Source organism: Synechococcus sp. PCC 7335 (assembly GCF_000155595.1).
Lineage (GTDB): Bacteria > Cyanobacteriota > Cyanobacteriia > Phormidesmidales > Phormidesmidaceae > Phormidesmis.
Map to the genome: position 1 here is coordinate 511716 of NZ_DS989904.1, position 19164 is coordinate 530879.

General features: G+C 48.2%; 17 protein-coding genes and 1 tRNA gene. 9 read left to right on the forward strand and 9 right to left on the reverse strand.

Translation table 11 applies throughout. The annotated features are described in order from the left end of the window. The first annotated feature begins 19 nt into the window (after nucleotides 1-19). Complete coding sequence (locus tag S7335_RS02290) at nucleotides 20-1375, forward strand: aminopeptidase P N-terminal domain-containing protein (protein ID WP_006453819.1); 1356 nt, start codon at nucleotides 20-22, stop codon at nucleotides 1373-1375. 35 nt (nucleotides 1376-1410) lie between these two features. Here the strand turns inward: S7335_RS02290 and S7335_RS02295 are convergent, their stop codons facing one another. Then, nucleotides 1411-1728 (reverse strand): hypothetical protein, encoded by a 318-nt coding sequence (locus tag S7335_RS02295; RefSeq protein ID WP_006454562.1) that lies wholly within the window; start codon nucleotides 1726-1728, stop codon nucleotides 1411-1413. 86 nt (nucleotides 1729-1814) lie between these two features. Here S7335_RS02295 and S7335_RS02300 point away from each other — a divergent pair, with 86 nt between their 5' ends. Further along, complete coding sequence (locus S7335_RS02300) at nucleotides 1815-3305, forward strand: N-acetylmuramoyl-L-alanine amidase (protein ID WP_227499935.1); 1491 nt, start codon at nucleotides 1815-1817, stop codon at nucleotides 3303-3305. Between the two features lie 84 nt (nucleotides 3306-3389). Here the strand turns inward: S7335_RS02300 and S7335_RS02305 are convergent, their stop codons facing one another. The 3 genes from S7335_RS02305 to S7335_RS02315 form a co-directional block, all read right to left on the reverse strand. After that, nucleotides 3390-4487, reverse strand: a complete 1098-nt coding sequence (locus tag S7335_RS02305) for an LOG family protein (protein WP_006457489.1) — start codon at nucleotides 4485-4487, stop codon at nucleotides 3390-3392. 402 nt (nucleotides 4488-4889) lie between these two features. Continuing rightward, nucleotides 4890-5210, reverse strand: a complete 321-nt coding sequence (gene trxA, locus S7335_RS02310) for a thioredoxin (protein WP_006454864.1) — start codon at nucleotides 5208-5210, stop codon at nucleotides 4890-4892. Between the two features lie 487 nt (nucleotides 5211-5697). Continuing rightward, nucleotides 5698-6861: a GuaB3 family IMP dehydrogenase-related protein gene (locus tag S7335_RS02315; protein WP_006453631.1), complete on the reverse strand. Its 1164-nt coding sequence runs from the start codon at nucleotides 6859-6861 to the stop codon at nucleotides 5698-5700. A 187-nt stretch (nucleotides 6862-7048) separates the two neighbouring features. Here S7335_RS02315 and S7335_RS02320 point away from each other — a divergent pair, with 187 nt between their 5' ends. The 3 genes from S7335_RS02320 (at nucleotide 7049) to S7335_RS02330 (ending at nucleotide 10951) form a co-directional block, all read left to right on the forward strand. Beyond that, complete coding sequence (locus S7335_RS02320; RefSeq protein ID WP_038015466.1) at nucleotides 7049-7762, forward strand: TrkA family potassium uptake protein; 714 nt, start codon at nucleotides 7049-7051, stop codon at nucleotides 7760-7762. Nucleotides 7763-7803: 41 nt separating this feature from the next. Further along, a complete protein-coding gene (locus tag S7335_RS02325) occupies nucleotides 7804-8967 on the forward strand; it encodes an anhydro-N-acetylmuramic acid kinase (RefSeq protein ID WP_006456875.1) in 1164 nt (387 codons plus the stop codon). A gap of 271 nt (nucleotides 8968-9238) precedes the next feature. Further along, nucleotides 9239-10951, forward strand: coding sequence for a serine/threonine-protein kinase (locus S7335_RS02330; protein WP_006454528.1), 1713 nt, complete (start codon nucleotides 9239-9241; stop codon nucleotides 10949-10951). Nucleotides 10952-11000: 49 nt separating this feature from the next. On the opposite strand, the gene S7335_RS02335 is transcribed toward S7335_RS02330, so the two are convergent. The 5 genes from S7335_RS02335 to S7335_RS02355 all read right to left on the reverse strand — a co-directional run bounded on the left by S7335_RS02335 (nucleotide 11001) and on the right by S7335_RS02355 (nucleotide 17248). Beyond that, on the reverse strand, nucleotides 11001-11876 hold the full coding sequence (locus S7335_RS02335; protein WP_006455875.1) for a universal stress protein: 876 nt from the start codon (nucleotides 11874-11876) through the stop codon (nucleotides 11001-11003). A 557-nt stretch (nucleotides 11877-12433) separates the two neighbouring features. Continuing rightward, nucleotides 12434-14161, reverse strand: a complete 1728-nt coding sequence (locus tag S7335_RS02340; RefSeq protein WP_050765943.1) for an AarF/ABC1/UbiB kinase family protein — start codon at nucleotides 14159-14161, stop codon at nucleotides 12434-12436. Between the two features lie 423 nt (nucleotides 14162-14584). Continuing rightward, on the reverse strand, nucleotides 14585-14902 hold the full coding sequence (locus tag S7335_RS02345; RefSeq protein WP_006456867.1) for a DUF6825 family protein: 318 nt from the start codon (nucleotides 14900-14902) through the stop codon (nucleotides 14585-14587). Between the two features lie 165 nt (nucleotides 14903-15067). Further along, nucleotides 15068-15592: a hypothetical protein gene (locus tag S7335_RS02350; protein ID WP_006457490.1), complete on the reverse strand. Its 525-nt coding sequence runs from the start codon at nucleotides 15590-15592 to the stop codon at nucleotides 15068-15070. Nucleotides 15593-15799: 207 nt separating this feature from the next. Beyond that, the gene (locus S7335_RS02355) at nucleotides 15800-17248 is read right to left on the reverse strand and encodes a CCA tRNA nucleotidyltransferase (RefSeq protein ID WP_006456427.1); all 1449 of its coding nucleotides are present in this window, start codon (nucleotides 17246-17248) and stop codon (nucleotides 15800-15802) included. A gap of 169 nt (nucleotides 17249-17417) precedes the next feature. On the opposite strand from S7335_RS02355, the gene psbZ reads away from it, so the two are divergent. The 4 genes from psbZ (at nucleotide 17418) to S7335_RS02375 (ending at nucleotide 19160) form a co-directional block, all read left to right on the forward strand. Continuing rightward, nucleotides 17418-17606 carry a photosystem II reaction center protein PsbZ gene (gene psbZ, locus S7335_RS02360; protein ID WP_006456669.1) on the forward strand — a complete coding sequence of 63 codons (189 nt, stop codon included), beginning with the start codon at nucleotides 17418-17420 and terminating at the stop codon, nucleotides 17604-17606. Between the two features lie 85 nt (nucleotides 17607-17691). Then, complete coding sequence (ribH, locus tag S7335_RS02365; RefSeq protein ID WP_038015475.1) at nucleotides 17692-18243, forward strand: 6,7-dimethyl-8-ribityllumazine synthase; 552 nt, start codon at nucleotides 17692-17694, stop codon at nucleotides 18241-18243. 117 nt (nucleotides 18244-18360) lie between these two features. Next, nucleotides 18361-18432 (forward strand) — tRNA-Gly (locus S7335_RS02370). A 323-nt stretch (nucleotides 18433-18755) separates the two neighbouring features. Next, nucleotides 18756-19160, forward strand: a complete 405-nt coding sequence (locus S7335_RS02375; protein ID WP_038015477.1) for a hypothetical protein — start codon at nucleotides 18756-18758, stop codon at nucleotides 19158-19160. The last annotated feature ends 4 nt before the right edge of the window (nucleotides 19161-19164 follow it).

Genomic DNA, 19164 nt, shown 5'->3' on the forward strand with positions numbered 1-19164 from the left:
AAGAAAGCGTCACGAACTCATGCAGAGCGAGTATCATCAGCGTCGGCAGGCTGTGCTTGAAGCAATTGGTCAGGGCACGGCTATATTCTGTAGTGCCCCTACCGCTGTCATGCACAACGATGTGGACTATTTATTTCGACAAGACAGCGACTTCTTCTATCTCACAGGCTTCAACGAGCCCGATGCGGTAGCTGTACTTGCCCCCTCGCATGAGAAACACAACTTCATCCTTTTTGTAAGACCCAAGGATAAAGAGGCAGAAACTTGGAGTGGCTACCGCACTGGCGTAGACGCTGCTAAGGAAAGATACGGCGCCGATGAGGCTTACCCGATTACAGAGCTAGGGAAAAAGCTCATAGAGTATGTCCAGTCAGCGCCTAGACTTTACTACCACTTTGGCAACGACCAAGTCTTCAATCAACGCATCATTAGCCTGTGGCAGCAGCTGCTCAGGAAGATGACAAAACAAGGTAAAGGTCCCGCCGCTATCGAAGACTCGAAGCTGTTGATGCAGCAGTTTCGTCGGATCAAAACACCCGCTGAGGTAGAGAAGATTCGGCGGGCGATCGCCATTAGCGCCGAGGCCCATCAGGTAGCCAAAGACATGGTGCGTCCTGGCGTATACGAATATGAAGTCCAAGCAGCTATCGAAAACGTCTTTCGTAGCAAAGGCGCACTGGGTCCGGCCTATCCATCAATTGTGGCTGGGGGAGAAAACGCCTGTATCTTGCACTACGTCGAAAATAACAGGGTGCTGAGAAACGGCGATCTCATTTTGATCGACGCTGGCTGCGCTTACGACTACTACAACGCTGATATCACCCGGACTTTTCCGGTAGGCGATCGCCTCTCTAGAGAGCAAAAAATTCTCTATGAACTTGTTCTAGAAGCTCAGCTTGCGGCCATTGAGAAAGTCCAGCCTGGTCTTCCTTTTAATGCCTTTCACGATGCTGCTACCAAGGTGATTACAGCCGGACTAGTTGAGTTGGGTCTATTAGAAGGTGATGTAGACGAGCTGATCGAAGCTAAAAAGCATAAAGCCTTTTTTATGCATGGTACTGGCCACTTCCTAGGCTTAGATGTCCACGATACAGGCATTCTGCGTAATTCTGATAAAACCTGGAAGCCGTTTGAACCTGGCAACATCGTCACCGTAGAACCTGGTATCTATATTCCACCTGATTATGAACCTGACAACACACCAGATGAAGCAGGAGAGGAAAAATACCCTCAACCGCACATCGAGGACCGCTGGAAAGGTATCGGCATTCGGATAGAAGACGATGTTTTAGTCACAGAGACGGGGCACGAAGTTTTGACAGCGGCTGTTCCCAAAACGCTAGATGATAAATTGCTTGCTAAACAGGCTGCTTAGCCATATCTTTAATTCGAGATCATGCCGTTGTAAAATCACGGCTTCGTAATTGGTCTGCTAAGCTGCAGTGTAAACAGGCAGGTGATTACTCTTTCGTAAGCATCTCCTGGTACGGGTTCCTTGAAGTCACTGATTAGAACAGGTTCGCTTGTTGTATGAACTGAGAAACTGGGCAGGCTAACGCCTGAAACACCGAAAGACCACTGAACTTTATCTAGAGGGTGAGTAAAACCTTCAGAGACCAGTTGGTCTTCAAGTTGACAGAGTTTTGGATTTACAAATTGCTGACGACCCTTCACAGTATCTTTCACAGTATCTATAGCCTTAGCCACGGCTCTCGCGGTCTGTCCCATAGGCATAGAGCTAGCCAGACATCGGCGATTGTTAGCAGGTATGGCAGCGCCGCTAGTGAATTTGTTCGGTATCGAGGATCTAGATTGTGAGAGCAAATTCTCTACTATCTGCGCTGTCTCTGATAGGAGCACTGGTGCTTGCTTTCCCCTCAGAAGCCGCTAGACTCCAGTCCTGGCGATTCGATCCACAAAAGAACCAGCTGACGTTTACGACGGATGACAGCATTCAGCCCACTGCTCAGCTCCTATCTAGTCCAACTAGGCTAGTTATTGACCTGCCAGGAACCACGCTTGATGAAACGCAAAACCTAGTGGTGGAAGATCCTGCGATTAAAGAAGTGCGAGCCGTTGAGTTAGACGCCGAGACCGCTCGGCTGATTGTGGAATATGAACCAGGCTATATTCTTGATCCTGACCAAGTACGGATACGCGGTGAAAGCTCACGCGAGTGGACACTGCAGCTTCCAGAGGCCACCAGCCTTGCGGCAAGTGATGTAGAAAGCAATATAGAAAGCGATATAGAAACCAAAGCACCGACGCAAGTAACTGGCAACACGGTCAATAATCGTCCCGTTCAGGGCGCTCAGACCCGTATCCAAGGGATTGTTGCCACCGTAGACGGCTTTTTCATTCGCACTGCCGGAGAAGTGGCTGAGTTGAGGGTCGATAGATTCTCAGATGATGGGCAAAACTACATCACGCTAGAGTTAGACCAGGCAGCCATATCAATTGGCCTGACGGCCGGGCGTCTACCGGTTGAGCGCTACAGCATCGACAGTTGGCAAGTCGACCAGATATCAGCACAGCCTGCTAAGGCTCGAATCACCTTGGCACTCGCAGAGGGCAGCCCCGATTGGGAAATCACGGCACACGAAGGCGGCATCATGGTACTACCCAAGGACGTCGCGATTACTAGTGTGCCAGATACGGGGAATCGATCGGGGACGACCGAAGCTTATGCATCTAGATTAGCAACAGCGAATAGACAGACAGATCAAGTAGAACTTGGCTCACTACCTACTGTTCCCAACGGACGGTTTACTGTTGTACTAGACCCTGGACATGGCGGCCGTGATCCGGGCGCAGTTGGAATTGGTGGTTTGCAGGAGAAACAGGTAGTTAACGACATCACCCCTCAGGTAGCCGCTATCTTACGCACGCAAGGTGTTAATGTCGTCGTGACTAGAGAAAGTGATTATGAGCTAGATCTAGCGCCCAGAGTACAGATTGCTGAGCGAGCAAATGCGTCTATCTTCGTTAGCATTCATGCCAATGCGATCAGCATGAGCCGCCCTGATGTCAACGGGCTAGAAACCTTCTATGCTTCGGCCGCAGGTCAACGATTGGCGAATACAGTCCATGCTAGTGTACTTGCAGAAATGGGAATGCGCGATCGCCGCGTTCGTAGCGCTCGGTTCTATGTTATCCGTCGCACTTCTATGCCTGCTATCTTGATCGAAACAGGCTTTGTTACAGGTGTGGAAGATGCACCGAATCTAGCCGATCCAGTTTGGCGAGAGCGTATGTCTGTGGCGATCGCTAGAGGCATCCTGCTTCACCTACAGCGCGGTCTTTAAGGCGTAAGAGCCAGCTTAGGTAAGACACGGCTATCCAGGCTGACTTACCGCAGGTGATTGCCTGATTGTCGTCACCTTGTCGGCCTACTTCTTCTCAGGGTGTTGAACTTCATCGCACGAAACACCCAACTTGCCAAGAAAGCGAATCATCTCATGCAATCGCCCCTGACTGCGCTGGTTGAAATATAAAGCCAAACGAGGCAAGGATGCCGTTTCGTCGTCCTGTTCGACTGAAAACGCTGACACCTCTCGAATAGTTCCTTTAGTTAAGATATCTTCGAACTTCTCGTTGAGCTGATCGACAGCATCAGCCCCTAGGGGAGCCTTTAGTCGAATGACGAGCTGATTGTCTATATACCGACTGGAATGATACATCCGGTAGAAGTCTTCAATCGACTTGATCGCGTCATCAATGCTGTCAGTCAGATGGTAAAGACTCGTGTCATCTGGGCTAATCAATCCCTGGTCAAGCAGCCGGTTGCGCAAATAGTGATCCCAGCTCTTCCAATAGTCTCCACCAGGTCTATCTATCAACACTAATGGCAGCGGAGTGGCTTTGCCTGTCTGAATCAAGGTAAGTGATTCAAACGCTTCGTCTTGAGTGCCAAAGCCACCTGGAAAGAGCGCGATCGCATCGCTTTCCTTCAAGAAAAACAGCTTTCGAGTGAAAAAGTATCTAAAATCTAGCAGCTTAGTATCGCCAGTCATGGTCGGATTAGCGCCTTGCTCAAAAGGCAATTGGATATTGAGACCAAAAGAGCGATCGCGTCCTGCACCCTCATTACCCGCCTGCATGATGCCGCCCCCGGCCCCGGTCATCACCATAAAGCCTTCTTCACTCACACGACGCGCGAATTCGACTGCCATTTGATACTCAGGGCGATCGCTCGGGGTTCTAGCCGAGCCAAAGACCGTTACCTTGCGCGTATGCCGGTAAGGGTAAAAGGCCTGAAACCCTATCTCCATATCCAGCAAAGAACGGCTCAAAATCTTCCAGTCTAGTCGCTCAGCCTCTTGCTGAGTCATCCGTACTAGCGTCTCAAAAATCTCCTCTATCAGCGCTCCATTTTCTAGATCCGGTAGACGGCTCAAAGCATCGAGAACGTCTGAGCGAAGACTTTGGCTAGGTTGGCGGTGATGCTTCGATAAAGACTTACCAGACTGTGAAAAAGAATTAGTCATTAGTTAACCAGAAAAGTGATAGCGGTATGGGGATGAATGCATATCCTGCGGGTTACTTAGCATACCTATACAGAGAAATTTCATACATAGAAGTTTTACCTGCATTTTTGTACTTCGATACAGTGACAAGCACTCGATACAGTGACAAACACTATAGTAGAGCCATTGATGAGTAGAGCTATTGACGGCTAGAGCTATTGATGAGATCAAAACACTTGCCAAGGGAAACTATTCATTAAAAAGGGGTTCTAGCAAACGCTAGAACCCAAATAGCAAAGCCAATCCATCAAGAATGCTTACCATCTAACGCTCAGAATCAGGCCTGACTCAAAACAAAGATATCTGACATCAAGCTTTGCTCTTCGACATCGAGCTTCCTGAAACCAAGCCCTACCGTGTTAGTTACAGATACTTTTCTAACGTATTAGCCAAAGTTGTCTTAGGAACCGCACCGACAACCATATCCACTCGCTGACCACCCTTAAAAATCATTAGCGTCGGGATACTGCGAATACCGTATTGACTAGCAACACTAGGGTTTTCGTCTGTGTTGACCTTGACTACTTTAACTTGACCATCATACTGCTCAGAAATTTCGTCAACAACGGGCGCTACCATTCGGCAAGGACCACACCAAGGTGCCCAAAAGTCCACCAGCACTGGTGTCTCGTTTTCCAAAACTTCTTGCTTAAATGTCGAATCTGTGACCTGTGCGGCTGACATTCTTAAAATCCTTAGTCACTCATGTACTCTGATCTTACCATAGCCAAAAGCTGTCCCCTTTTTTCACCCGCTACAGATTTCTTCCGTATTGAGTCTCGATTTCTTCCTTATTACATAGATCTTCGCTGTATAGGCACGCTCTAATAAAGACTATACCTAACGTCAAAGTCCCACATATCAGAGTCGGCAACCCTAAGGAACAATACCATCAATCAAAAGGAACCGCCTAGATCAAAAGATCTAGGCGGAGTGTGGTGTGAGGAGTGAACGGAAACTTTCGTCTCCGCTTCTTTTTAATTGTAAGAGACTCTTAGAAATTTGCCATAGAGGTTCTTGGATAATCAAAGACAAGTCTTTATACTAGCCAGGCTCTGTTTAGCGTTAGCTCATATTCAGCTCGAGCTCATATCTATTATTGTGGTCAATTGTGGTTACCTTGCACTCTCAAGATGGTTGCCATTGGATCAAACGGCCAAATACTGAGCGACTACTTACCCATGCCTAGCTGCTGAGCTTTCTGGTAAACTTTGCCCTCAGTCAGCAGCGAAGGGGCTATCACCACCTCTACTTGCTGCATCTCCTTAAGATCTTTTGCCCCCAAAGTACCCATACTGGTTTGCAAGGCGCCCAAAAAGTTGTGCGTTCCATCATCTAGCTGAGCAGGCCCACGAAGAATTTGTTGCAAAGAGCCGGTTGTACCAACCTCGATTCGAGTACCCCGCGGTAGGACTGGACTCGGTGTTGCCATACCCCAGTGGAACCCGCGTCCAGGAGCCTCTTGAGCACGGGCGAACGGAGAACCAATCATCACCCCATCAGCACCAGAAGCAATACACTTACAGATATCGCCGCCTGTCACCAAACCGCCATCCGCGATAATTGGCACATAGCGACCTGATTCTTTCTGATAATCGTCCCTAGCAGCAGCACAGTCAGCTACAGCCGTCGCTTGTGGCACACCTACACCTAGCACGCCTCTAGAGGTACAAGCAGCGCCAGGACCAATTCCCACTAGCACCCCTGCAGCTCCCGCTTTCATCAGCTTTAGAGTGACTTCATACGTTACACAATTACCTAACAGTACCGGAATTGGCATTTCCTCACAGAAGCTAACTAGATCAAGCGGTGTGACTGCCTTAGGCGATAAGTGGTCGGTAGAAACCACTGTCGCCTGCACAAACACAAGATCTGCCCCTGCCTCAGCGACAGTTTTGCCAAACTTAACTGCGCCTGCTGGCGTTAGGCTAACAGCGGCAATACCCTCTTGAGCTTTGATCTCTTGAATGCGTTTTGTGATCAAATCAGCTCGTACTGGCTGAGCATAAAGTTCTTGCATCAATGGTACGAACTCGGTCTTACCAACAGAGGCGATCCTATCGAGAATGGGATTAGGATTGTCATAGCGGGTCTGAATCCCCTCTAGATTGAGCACACCTAACGCTCCCAACTTAGAGAGTTCAACCGCCATTTTGACATCGACGACCCCGTCCATCGCGCTGGCAATGATAGGTATCTCTCTGGTAATGCCGCCGATTTGCCAGCTAGTGTCAGCAAGCTGTGGATCTAGGGTTCTTGCCCCAGGCACCAAGGCAATTTCATCAATTCCGTATGCGCGACGCGCTGTTTTACCACGACCAATTTTAATATCCACGTCCGTACTTGTCCCTAGGAAGCATCTAGCTAGCCTATCAAAGAAAGAATTGGATTGCGCAAGAGTGTTCGGCAGTCTTTAACTAATCTCTGGCGGTGGCTCTCAAGAGTCGCAAAGAGAGTAGCAAAGCCAGCGGGATAAACCAGTAGAATGCTTGCATCCTCTTCATTCGCTTTAATTAAACCTTGTGAATATTTCGTCCCTTAAGTTTTTCAAGAATCTAAGAGCAACCAACCGCCAGTTTGCGGTCATTGGGCTAGGACGCTTTGGTAGAGCAGTTTGCTTGACGCTGCACGGCATGGGTTACGAAGTAATGGGTATAGATTCAAACGAAAGTCGAGTTGCCCAAGTATTAACTGACCAAATTGCTGCTCACGCGATTCAGTTAGACTCTACCCAGCCGTCAGCGCTGCTAGAAGCAGGCATTCCTGATTTCGATACGGTGATTGTCGCTATCGGCAACTACGTACAAGAGAGCATTATCACTACGCTTAATGTGAAGGAGGCAGGTGTGGCTAACGTGGTTGCTAAAGCGTCTTCAGAGATCCATGGCAAGCTACTCGTTAGGGTTGGCGCTGACCATGTGGTCTTTCCGGAGCATGAAATGGGTTGTGAATTAGCCCGCTCATTGACTCGTCCTGGCATCCTAGATCGCTTTGAGCTTGATCCTGACCACAGCATCGTAGAAGTGGTGGTGCCCCAAAGTTTTGATGGTAAAACCATTATGGAGGTAGACCTGCGTAATCACTACGGTCTGACGCTGATGGCTATCAGCAAAGAAGACATGAAAGACGACCACGATAAATTTACAATCAACCCCAGTCCAGTAACGCGACTAAAAGGTGGGAGCTTGATGGTGGTGATTGGCGATAATGCGGGCATCGATAAGCTACCGATGTAGAAGCGGCAAGATGATACGGAGATTGATGTAGAGACGAACGCATGAGAATTATTGGCCTGATGAGTGGCACGTCGGTTGATGGAATCGATGCGGTGCTGACCGAGATAACTGGCGAAGGCTATGAAATTGAGGTGGAGCTAGTCAAGGGAATTACGTATCCTTACTCAGATAATGTGCGATCGCAGATCTTAGCTATCTGTGCTAATCAGCCAGTTACCCTAATGGAGCTAGCCGCACTAGATGATGCGATCGCCCAGCAGTTCATTCAGGCAATTCGAGCACTAGAAAGTGACCTAACCTCTATTGACCTCATTGGTTCCCACGGCCAGACTTTATACCACCGCCCGCCTAGCAATAGTCAGCTTGGCTACACTCAGCAACTCGGACGCGGGGACCACATTGCCGCTGCTACTGGCTGTATGACGATCAGCAACTTTCGCGTTGCTGATATTGCTCTAGGTGGCCAAGGAGCACCGCTCGTCCCGCTCATCGATGCCTGTTTACTTAGTCAATTAGAGAATGATGTTGCTGTTCAAAACATAGGCGGCATTGGCAACGTAACCTACCTGCCCGCTTGGGATCGAGGGGCTAAACGAGAAGATTTGAAGCCGGAATCAGCACCCAAAAATATTATGGGCTGGGATACTGGTCCGGGTAATGCACTGCTTGACTGGGCGGTAACAACGCTTTCTAATGGGGAAAAATCATACGATCAGCATGGTGAATGGGCTGCTCAGGGGAGATCAAATCAGTCATTGATAGATCAATGGCTACAGCAGTCATATTTTCAGCTAGCGCCTCCTAAGTCTACAGGCCGTGAACTATTTGGCGCAGACTATGCGCGGCAGTGTTGGCAAATAGCACGAAGCCAGAAATTAAGCCCTGAAGACTTCCTGGCGACGCTGACCGATTTTACCGCGGCGACGGTTGAGCTGAGCTATCGGCAGTTTTTACCGCAATTACCCAAAGAGGTTCTAATTGGCGGCGGGGGCAGCCGGAATCGCTTCTTGATGGAGTGCCTAGAGCGGCGTTTGCCAGAATGCAAGGTGCATTCAACTGATGATAGACACATAGATGCGGATTACAAAGAGGCGATCGCATTCGCGGTCTTAGCCTACTGGCGCTGGCATGGTATTCCTAGCAACTTACCAAGTGTGACAGGAGCCTCGAGATCGTGTCTGCTTGGCGAGATCTGGGAACCTTAATCTCGCTACGTGGTTCAATCTCGCAGGCGCATGACTACGCAAAACCGACGGTCTGCCTTTTTACCGCAGCATAGTGAGCTTGACCAAAAAGGTAGCTGGATAACGCCAGAATTATTTGTGCAACGCGATTGGGACATCAAAGATAGACTGCATCGCACTAGGTTTGAGACACGCCAAGAAGCAAGTCAACGCAGGTATTACTTCTTAGGTAGGGTAACGTCAGCTCGCTATCTCAGCAGTGCATGGAGGCAGCAACTGCCAGACAGTTGCCATGATTGATTCAAACGCTGGGCGCACAGTTTGCGATCGCTATGAACTCATAGAAACTATTGGTCAAGGCTCAATGGGCAGAGTCTACCTAGCTAGTGACTCGCTCCTAGGCGGGATACCAGTAGCTGTCAAATTTTTGTCGCAAACGCTGTTGAACGAAAACATGCGAATGCGGTTCTTACGTGAGGCAATGACCTGCGCACAGCTCGGTCAAAGGAGTATTCACGTAGTTCGAGTCACTGATTATGGTGTCAACGAAGACGAAGTGCCCTTCTATGTGATGGAGTATCTCAAGGGTAATAACATCGGCCAAGTGATTCAAAAAAAGCCTTTACCCGTACCCCGTTTTCTTGGGTTAACCCGTCAGATTCTATTAGGCCTAAAGACAGCGCACAGCGGCATTTCAGTCGACGGCAAAGTTGTGCCTATCATTCACCGCGATATCAAACCTAGCAATATACTAGTCACCATCGACCCTTCGATAGGTGAGCTGGTTAAGATTCTTGATTTTGGAATCGCTAAGCTGCTGCAAGAGGGTGACGAGCAGACAAGCACTTTCATGGGAACGTTGGCCTACGCTTCTCCAGAGCAGATGGAAGGTCGCAAGCTAGATAATCGCTCAGACATCTACAGTCTAGGAGTGATGATGTATCAGATGCTAGCTAGCAAGCTGCCCGTCACACCGGGTAACAATACGTTCGGGAGCTGGTACAAAGCTCATAGGCTAACAGAACCAGAGCCTTTGATCAAAGCGTATAGGATTCCTAAAGAACTTAATGATGTAGTCATGGCTTGTCTCTCAAAACGACGAGCAGATAGACCTTCGACAGTAAGCGACATCATAGAAGCACTTTCTCCTTTAGAAAAGCGCTTTGGATCTAGCTTTCAAATTTCTCAAAGAATTAGCACTACACTTTCTAAACTTCCGATTGCCCAAAGGGACAGTCCACTCCCGGTAGGAGTAACCATTGCTAGACCCCTTCTTAGCAATGAATTAGATCTTCCATCAGCGCCTACCAAAACCGCTAAAGCAGGCAATTTGCACGATGCTCTAAACCAATCACCAGAAGCTATACCTATAGATGACCTAGAAGCAGCTTCTCAGAATCACCCAAAGCCTACACGCTCACCTAATGAACAGTTTTACCTAGAGCAAAAGTGGCCCGCTGAGATACCGATTGCACAAGTCGTTTTCCCTCGCCTTCTGAGTCAGGCAGGCGAGACTGCGGCTACGCTGTGGGCAATGATGCCGAATGCTGAAATCGAAAAGCGTATTCGCAATACTCGTTACAACAACTTTATATGTGCTATGACACCCCATCCTATGGTGCTATGGCTAAGTGCGTTCTACAACCGAAATGATGGTCCTCGTTGGATGCCATGCTATTTAGATCTGAAAAAAGCCACTTCTCAGGCAATTCTGTGGCAGCTTACCCAAAACCGACAGTATCAAATTCTCTTCTTCACGCTGGAATCCCCCCACCATTGCTCTCGGGTTAAAAAGTTTAATGTCGCAACTAGTCAGCTCAAGCTGCTACAAAATTGGGCAGTAAGCGCTCGTCAGACCGCATCAATTGGTAGCCCAGCAGAAACTAAAGCGCTATTGAGGCGCGAGCTAGATAACAACTTGAAGCCTAAAGTCACGATGAATTTTGAAGCTATGCACTCCGAGAAGCAGCCTGCTATGGATGCATCCCTAAGCTTTCTTAAGTAGCTTAGGAATACCTTAGGGTCAGTGGGCTATCGGTAGCTATAACAGCTTTCTAGCCGCCATAGCGAGGAAAATGAACGATGGGATGCCAGGAGGCTCGCAACATAGCGCTGGTGAAGCTGGGAACAGTGAGCTTTAGCAAGCCTTTGCTCTTGCCAGTGCACACAGCGATCGCACTGATATCATGCACCTCACCTGACTTCAATATCTCCTCAACAGGGCTGCCCAAGCGCACTTCGGTTTCAATCTGACTACCTAATCCTCGTAGCTGTGCAGCGACTTTTTCTAGTTTTGACTTGGCTTCTTTAGTAAGGTCACTACTAGGAATTCTTCCACCACCGTCTATCACCCAGCTTAGTAGACAAGTTTGTGTTGCACACCCTGGATCAGCTTGAATTCTGGTTTTGACTTCATCGACTAGGTGGTCTGCGCTCTCGCTCCCGTCATAGGGTAGCAAGAGATAATCAAACATATTCTGACAGCGCTGTGCTAGCTCGCTTTCACGATAGGTAGATAGGAGCTGAGGGCGTAGAATCAGCAAAGGAACTTGAGTTTTTTCGGCTAATGCCATTGTGGTACTACCAAATAGCCGCTCGTTGAGTACAGAGCGCGTTGGCATTCCAGAAAAGATAATGTCGGGCCGATGCTCTTTGACTGCTCGGACAATATTGTCCGACGCTCTCCCTGAAGCAACTTCAATCTTAACGGTGGTTCCATCTGGCACAGCAGATTGAGCCACCGCTAGCCGTTCACGAGCTGCCTCAACCCGCTCTTCGTCTACACAGGGAATCTCTCTAGAGGTCATCAGCGGCACATTGTGAAAAAACACAATATGGGTCATGCAACCTTTTGATAAATCTGGCACAAAGTCGACAAAGCGCTGAAGACTATCTGTAAAGTCAGTACAAATGAGCACACGCTTGAACATAGAGTCGCACCGATAAACTGCCTTGGATGGAATGTCGTCCTAGATGAAATTCCTCGATGGAATATTTAGGAGAGTCCTTAAACACTACCACCCCTTCTAAAGATAAACCTTATCCCTTTTGAACCGGATATAGCAGTTGAAAAAGTTCGTTAAGTATCGAATCCGGCAACATGCGAGCACGAGTGGGCACCCTAAGGATGGATTGCTCTTAGACCAACTCTTTGCTTAAACCATTGCTTGCTCTATCAAACCATTACTGCTCTATAGTTAAGAAAATAGCAAGAGTTAAGAAAATAGCAAGTAAGCAGATAGCAGCCCTTGCCTTGCCAGCTACTAAGTTTCTTCTGCCAGATTTTCACCGACAGCAAGATCAGTCCATAGGATAGCGTCGGTCAGCGTAGCCAAATCAACGCTAAAAAGACATACCGTAACAAATGAGGTAATAGATAATTGCCCATATATGTGGCAAAGTTGCCTTCTAGAAGCCAACTTCTACAAGGTTGGCAAATCCCTCTGGAAAATCGTCTAGAAAGCGTTTCATCTCTCTAGAACCAGACCTAAGGCATTCTATCTGCTTTCTTAATTCGCATCAAAAGACGAATGAGTGTCACTCCTGATAAAACGGCGATCGCACCCATGATTAGCGCTGCCAAAGTATATTCAAATATCAGCAGCAGTGTCGCTGAGAGGGTGAACGTACCAACTAGCAAAGTGTAGCTGTTCGCTAAAGACAGATCGCTGTTGCGACGAAGAATGCGATCGCTCTCAATAGAACGAACTCTCACCCGAATGTCACCTCGATCGAGTCGATCAAGCGTATCTTCTATACGTCTAGGCAAACTAAGCGCGGAGCTACCCACTTGCGCGGCTTGCCGACTAATCTCACCCAAAAGACCGTTGGGCTCACCAGGCATACCATTTGTCATAAGTTCTGTCGCGTAGGGTTTAGCGGCCTCCATAAAGTTGAACTCTGGGTCAAGCCCTTTACCTACCCCTTCTAGAGTCGAAAAAGCTCGCATCACGAACGTGAACGTCGCTGGAAATCGAAATGGTTGGTCATAGGCAACCGCATATAGATCATCGCTAATCGCCGTCACCGATTGCTCCTCGAACGGCTTATCCATCATGTTATCTAGGATGTACTGAATCGAACGGCGTACCGGACCCATATCATCAATCTGAGCAAGTGCACCGAGTTCGACTAACGACTTCATGACCAAACCCGCATCCCGCTGAGCGATACCAAAAAACGTATCCATCAGCCGAGTCCGAGTGACTGCCTGAATTTGACCCATCATGCCAAAATCGTAAAAGATGAGCGCCCCATCTGTATCAACTGCAATGTTGCCAGGGTGGGGGTCCGCATGGAAAAATCCATCTGTTAGCAGTTGGCGTAGATAAGCCTCAGCGCCTAGCCTAGCCAAACGCTTACGATCGAGTCCTGCCGACTCAAGTGCCTCGTAATGACTGATCTTAATTCCAGGCATGTACTCTAGCGTCAGCACCTTAGGCGAAGTATATCGCCAGTAGATACGCGGTACCTTCACCCAGTCGACGCCTCTAAAATTGCGCCGAAATTTATCACCGTTTCGGCCCTCATGTAGAAAATCGATTTCCAACCATAGCAATCGACAGCATTCTGCGTAGATACCGAGCCAATCGCGACCGCGCCCCCACTCTTTGTGATTTTGAAAATATTCAGCAATTCCCTTCAAGATAGAAAGATCAATCTCAAAAAGTCGCGACAGCCCCGGACGCTGAATTTTAACAACAACTTCTTCTCCCGAATGCAGCTCAGCGCAATGCACTTGGCCTAAGCTAGCCGCGGCGATAGGGACAGGCTCAAAACTCTTGTACAACTCAGCCAGCGGACGGCCAAAGTCATCTTCTATTGTGCTTTTGACCTTTTCGTAGCTGAAGGCAGGCACACGGTCTTGCAGCTTCGCCAGCTCTTCGACATATTCAATGGGGAAAAGGTCAGCTCTTGTAGAGAACAACTGACCAATCTTGATAAAAGTAGGCCCCAAGCTCAAGCAGGTTTCTCGAATCCAAACTGCCATGTCCTTACGGCGTTTGGTTTGCTTTTCAGGCGTTATCTTTCCGCCATAGCTCCAAGCTTTTCCATAGAGCCAGCGCTTTGCGAGCAGCTTCAAGACAAACGACCAAATATCTATGAATCTTTGAGGTCGTGAATAGGTGCCCTTATTCCAGCGGTAGTCACCGTCCTTGTAAGTGCTACTAATATAAGCATCAGTAGCATTTGCAGCTGACCCTTGAATGGCCACTTCTCTAATCGATTTTGTTCTTGCGACTTCTTGCTCAGCAAGTCTTTCTTCAAGAACTGAACTAGGAACAACCGGAACCGAGTTGATAGAATGCCGCGAAGCTATGTCTTCAAGGGAAATCTTCTCCCCGGCATGACTTCCGTTGTGGGCTAAATGGTTGTGAGCTAGACGAGTGTTAGACAAATGGTCGTGGGCTATACGAGCTTCTACGGCAGGCCGATCAGTCTGCTGCGGTGCTGTCGCTGGGCGGGGCTCACTGTCTCTGGGAACGGCGGTCACTCAGTTTTCCTGGGCTAAAAAAAGTTTATGAGAGTAATGTTTTTAAAACTGAGTCAAGACCAACATGGTCGTACTCTGCAACATGGTAGAACAGCTTGCAGACTTAATCTAACAAATACAACTAGAAAAGTCAGTTCAAAGAATTTAGTTTTGACGATACTGCTGTATGGCAGCTCTTGCCTGCGCAATCTCAGCTCTTAAGTTGTCAATAGTCATTTGTAGATCTTCGACATCTCCGCCAGTTGTAGACCCTGTGCCGGTTGCAACGCTATCCGAAGTCACACCAGCGGCAGCCTGTTCCTGCTCCGCCCTAGCCATTACCTCTTCAGTAAACTGGCGGAAATATTCACGCTGCTCAGCATCGAACTTTCCTAGCTTACCTAGACCGTCACTAACTAGATGCTCGGCTCTTTCACTCACAGCCGCTGCCAGCGCACGTCCTACAAAAAAAGCTTGCAGCATTGATTCACTCAGTAAATGGGTTGCGTTTCTACCTTTGCAATTATAAACATCCTTTCGTGCTTCTCGCAGACAGAGATCAGCAAAATCATTCTTTCAGAGGATAGTACGAGCGCTGTATTGCCTTCTACTCCTCTGTCACCTCAGCTAGTTTCCAAGCGAGCACGTCTATTGGGAGAACGGCCTGTATTCACTATCCGGCTCATAATAGGGTTCAAAAGCAGGATCTTCGAGATCAGGAATAGTTATGTCTTGCCCATCGGAATCGAAGCTCACAGGTTCACGCAATAGCGGCCCACTACGAAGCCGCTCTAAGGGAGCTTGCATATATTGAGAAGGTCGACCAGACCTGCTAGCAAACTCATCAAAGCTACTGGGATAGTTCGTACTTTCTTGACCGATTTCAGGCGTATCGTTATGGGGTGGAGAGGCCAGTCCACTACTGCTAGGCTCTGGCAAAGTAGTCGACCAGTTTGATGAGGTAGGGAAAGTCTGTATCGGGCTAAGGAAGCTAGCATCAGGTGAGCTAGTCAGTAGGAACCGAATGACTGCGCCGCTAACGAGCCCAATCAATCCAGCCATGCCTGCGGTGATAGTCAGGGCCTGAGAAAGCGATAAGGGGCGCACATCTAACTTGTTTTTGATGACTGTGTGTGGCGCTCTTGGCTTTTGCTTGGAAGGCGATATAGACATGAAAATGCCTTACGTTAAACGGCTGGCTTAATGAAAGTCGTGTAAAAGATTCGATCGAGAGAAGGGCTGTGAAAGCATTCTCCGGGCATAGCTACAAGCTGACGGAATTACAAGCTGGCGTAATAAGGATGACAAGATGACAAATATACAAGATGACAAATATAAATGATTGCGTAGCTTCGAGAACGTTCACCCAGAAACCATTACCTAGAGAGAATACTGACTTAGGACATATTGTTCGGCTGATTCCTCAGTAGTGAGGGTACCGTCTAACTGCTGCTGGTGAACGTCTGCTAGGATTTTTTTGAATTGAGGACCCGGTGAGTAGCCAAGTCGTTTCAGAGTACCACCATTGATTAACGGGGATATGAGCGCAAGATCAGTTAGGTAGAGCCAAATCGACGCGCCTAGTATGCGAGGATGGCGATCGGCCATCAGCAGTAGCTCCGCGTGTGAATGCGACTGAAATATCTTATACACTTTGCTACGTGAAAGAGCAGATCCGTGGACCTGTGCTTTCAACTGCGATTTCAACTGTGTCTCGCAGGCGTGAATATTGCGCAGGCGATACTGGCTTTGAGCACTAAGATTAAGTGAGTTAGCCACGCGATTACACCGCTCTGGGCCAAGCTGGGCAAGCATTAATTCTAGCAGCAGTATCCACCTAGGCTGGCTTACCTCAAACTTGTGTACCCACCGATCCATTCGTCGTAGCTGCTGCAACAGTCCAGGCGAGAGGGCTAAGTTCTCATCCAAACAAGCTAGCGCACCCAGTTCATCTAGCCAAACTAAAGACTGTTCCCATCCTGATTCCTCTAATAAGTACTTCAACTCTGCTTGTAGCCGGGACTGCAAAGCAGGAACCTTTTTGTATTTGGAGCGGGATTTTTCGTATATTCCACTTTTTACAGCGCTTCGTGCAAGCTGCTGCGTTTGAGCCTCAAGATCGAAGCCTAGTCGCACCGCGAACCTTACCGCGCGGAAGATACGAGTGGGATCTTCGATAAAGCTATCTGTATGTAGCACGCGTACTAAGCGCTGCTGTAGATCTGCTTGGCCATTAAAGATATCGAGCAGCTGCCCTGGCTGAGAACCAGTTAGCTTTAGCGCGATCGCATTGATCGTAAAATCACGTCGATAGAGGTCTCGATAAATATCACTAGGTTCTACTGCAGGATTCGCCGCTGGGTAAGCATAGAATTCTGTTCTGGCCGTAGCAATATCAATCTGCCAAGACTGCCACGTCAGCGTTGCTGTTTGAAACTGGCCATGAACCTGCGCTTCTATCTCTGGGTATTCAGCTTGGATAGCCTCTGCTAAAATCACACCCGCCCCTACGGCGGTCTCATCAGCCGTATTGACTTGGTTTTCCACTACCAAATCAATATCTGTCAGAGGCAAAGAATTTTCTACTTTAGATCCTGCTCTGTCATTTCCTACTCTATTCAACAGCAAATCTCGAACGGCACCGCCTACGATATAGAGAGACCAACCTCTTCGCGCAGAGGCCTCTGCTATCATCATTAGCACCGGCCAGATTTCTGCCATACGCTCTTTAAGCTGCTGATACAGCTTCTCTGAGTAGTCCCTCTTCTCGCCATCTCGATCACCTCCACCTTTATTACCTAAGTGCTTTCGAGGCACATCTAAAGCCATAGCCACGTCCTGAGTTGTCCGCTTCGACAAGTAGATCTAGCAGTTCTTTTCATTTTTCCTAATAGGAACTTTTGCAAGGGTCCTGATTTTTGATAGCTTAGCTATATAGGATCATCAGTGATAGCTTCTGTTGAGCCTGCTTAAATAATGTTTTGAGAGTACAAAGATCATGTCTGTTATCTTCCAGCTAGCTCTGTTTGTTTTGGTGCTTTGGTCTTTCGTCATGATTGTTGGCGTACCGGTCGCGTATGCTTCACCGAGTAACTGGGACCAGTCCAAGCGTCTAATCTTCTTGGGCTCTATCGTCTGGGGTGTGCTAGTTGTCCTAGTTGGCGGGCTGAACTACCTTGTTGTTTGATCGCCCCATTGTTTGATTGATCGTAACCTCAACGCTAAATCGGCTTCGCTTTTCTTAATTTTCACCCTAAGCTCCTAAGACCCTTATGGCAGTTTTCGAAGGCAATTTTACTCAGTCGAGCCATATGAAGTATGCCTTCGTGATTGGCAGATTTAATGATTTAGTCACCACAAAGCTGCTAGCAGGTGCTCAAGACTGCTTGAAACGTCACGGTGTGAGCATCGATCCACAAGGCACTCAAGTAGATTACATTTGGGCACCTGGATGCTTCGAGATCCCGCCGCTAGCCAGACAGCTAGCACTAAGTGGAAACTACGATGCCATCATCTGTTTAGGAGCTGTAATTCGTGGTAGTACCCCACATTTTGACTACGTTGCCGCTGAGGTTGCTAAAGGTATTGCAGCTACTAGCTTTCAGACAGGGGTACCAGTTGTTTTTGGCGTGCTCACAACAGACACCATGCAACAGGCATTGGAAAGAGCCGGGATTAAAAGTAATTTAGGCTGGAGCTACGCTATGAGTGCATTAGAAATGGCTAGCTTGATGACACAAGTAAAGAATGGACGCCCCGCTATGAACGGGATGCTTACAGATAGGCAATCAGCTGCGCTACCGACTGCGGCAGAATCGAGCTAACTTTAAGCATAGTAAGTCAAGCGTTAGACAAATTGATTTCAGCAGTCTAGGAGATATTTGCAGGGTTGACAAATGCGTCCTAATTTGCGAGATTGGTAAAAGTCTAAAAAGGCAAGTGCGGGTGTAGCTCAGTGGTAGAGCGCAACCTTGCCAAGGTTGATGTCGAGAGTTCGAATCTCTTCACCCGCTTATCAGCTATTGAATCTTTAAACCTAGTTAATTGAAGCTTGGTTTCTAAAGCTTGGTCCCTTGAGCTTAGCAGCTTAATTTTAGTAGTTATCTGGGCTATTAATTAGTAGTCAAGCTAGAATTAACTGCCCAGATATGACTGTTGCATTGACTGGCGCTCAAAGTAGCTGCGCCCCACCGTAGTTGACCGTAGTTGCCCTTAGAGCCTATATGTGCTTCGTCGCTAGTAGACCATATCTGCTGTTCGCTTTGATATCTACAGTCTTAGCGATCATAGGTACACTTTATTTAACTCTACCTATTCCTATCTGGTACGACTGCTAGTGCATTCCAAAGAAACACAGCTACTAGATCCCAATCAAGTTTATCCATGTCCGTCCTGTAGGCAAGGGGCACTGGTGCCCATCACGCTGACTGAAGCTTGGGGATGCGATCGCTGCAAGCAAATATTCGAGCTTCGCCCTGAGCCTAATACAATCGAGAAACTAACTACGCCCTATCCTCGTCAGCAGATCTGGCTGTGGACCGGTAAGCATTGGGTTCTAAAGAGCAGCCCGCTGAAGGACATAGTGACGGCGTTGATGGTTTGGGCTCGGCTGTTATTGTTGCCCACGCTATTTTGGGCATGTTGGACGCTACTGTCGTGGGCAGGTCTCCCCTTTCTGATCAAAGGTGCTTTAATCTTGCTGACTTTGGTAGTAATGTTTTGGTTGGTGTTGCGACGCTAGCTTA

Excerpts from the sequence above, each read along its gene's own strand:
- S7335_RS02290 (WP_006453819.1), top strand. The coding sequence starts at position 20 with ATGCAGAGCGAGTATCATCAGCGTCGGCAGGCTGTGCTTGAAGCAATT.
- S7335_RS02295 (WP_006454562.1), bottom strand. The coding sequence starts at position 1,728 with ATGGGACAGACCGCGAGAGCCGTGGCTAAGGCTATAGATACTGTGAAA.
- S7335_RS02305 (WP_006457489.1), bottom strand. The coding sequence starts at position 4,487 with ATGACTAATTCTTTTTCACAGTCTGGTAAGTCTTTATCGAAGCATCAC.
- trxA (WP_006454864.1), bottom strand. The coding sequence starts at position 5,210 with ATGTCAGCCGCACAGGTCACAGATTCGACATTTAAGCAAGAAGTTTTG.
- S7335_RS02325 (WP_006456875.1), top strand. The coding sequence starts at position 7,804 with ATGAGAATTATTGGCCTGATGAGTGGCACGTCGGTTGATGGAATCGAT.
- S7335_RS02330 (WP_006454528.1), top strand. The coding sequence starts at position 9,239 with ATGATTGATTCAAACGCTGGGCGCACAGTTTGCGATCGCTATGAACTC.
- S7335_RS02335 (WP_006455875.1), bottom strand. The coding sequence starts at position 11,876 with ATGTTCAAGCGTGTGCTCATTTGTACTGACTTTACAGATAGTCTTCAG.
- S7335_RS02345 (WP_006456867.1), bottom strand. The coding sequence starts at position 14,902 with ATGCTGCAAGCTTTTTTTGTAGGACGTGCGCTGGCAGCGGCTGTGAGT.
- S7335_RS02350 (WP_006457490.1), bottom strand. The coding sequence starts at position 15,592 with ATGTCTATATCGCCTTCCAAGCAAAAGCCAAGAGCGCCACACACAGTC.
- S7335_RS02355 (WP_006456427.1), bottom strand. The coding sequence starts at position 17,248 with ATGGCTTTAGATGTGCCTCGAAAGCACTTAGGTAATAAAGGTGGAGGT.
- psbZ (WP_006456669.1), top strand. The coding sequence starts at position 17,418 with ATGTCTGTTATCTTCCAGCTAGCTCTGTTTGTTTTGGTGCTTTGGTCT.
- ribH (WP_038015475.1), top strand. The coding sequence starts at position 17,692 with ATGGCAGTTTTCGAAGGCAATTTTACTCAGTCGAGCCATATGAAGTAT.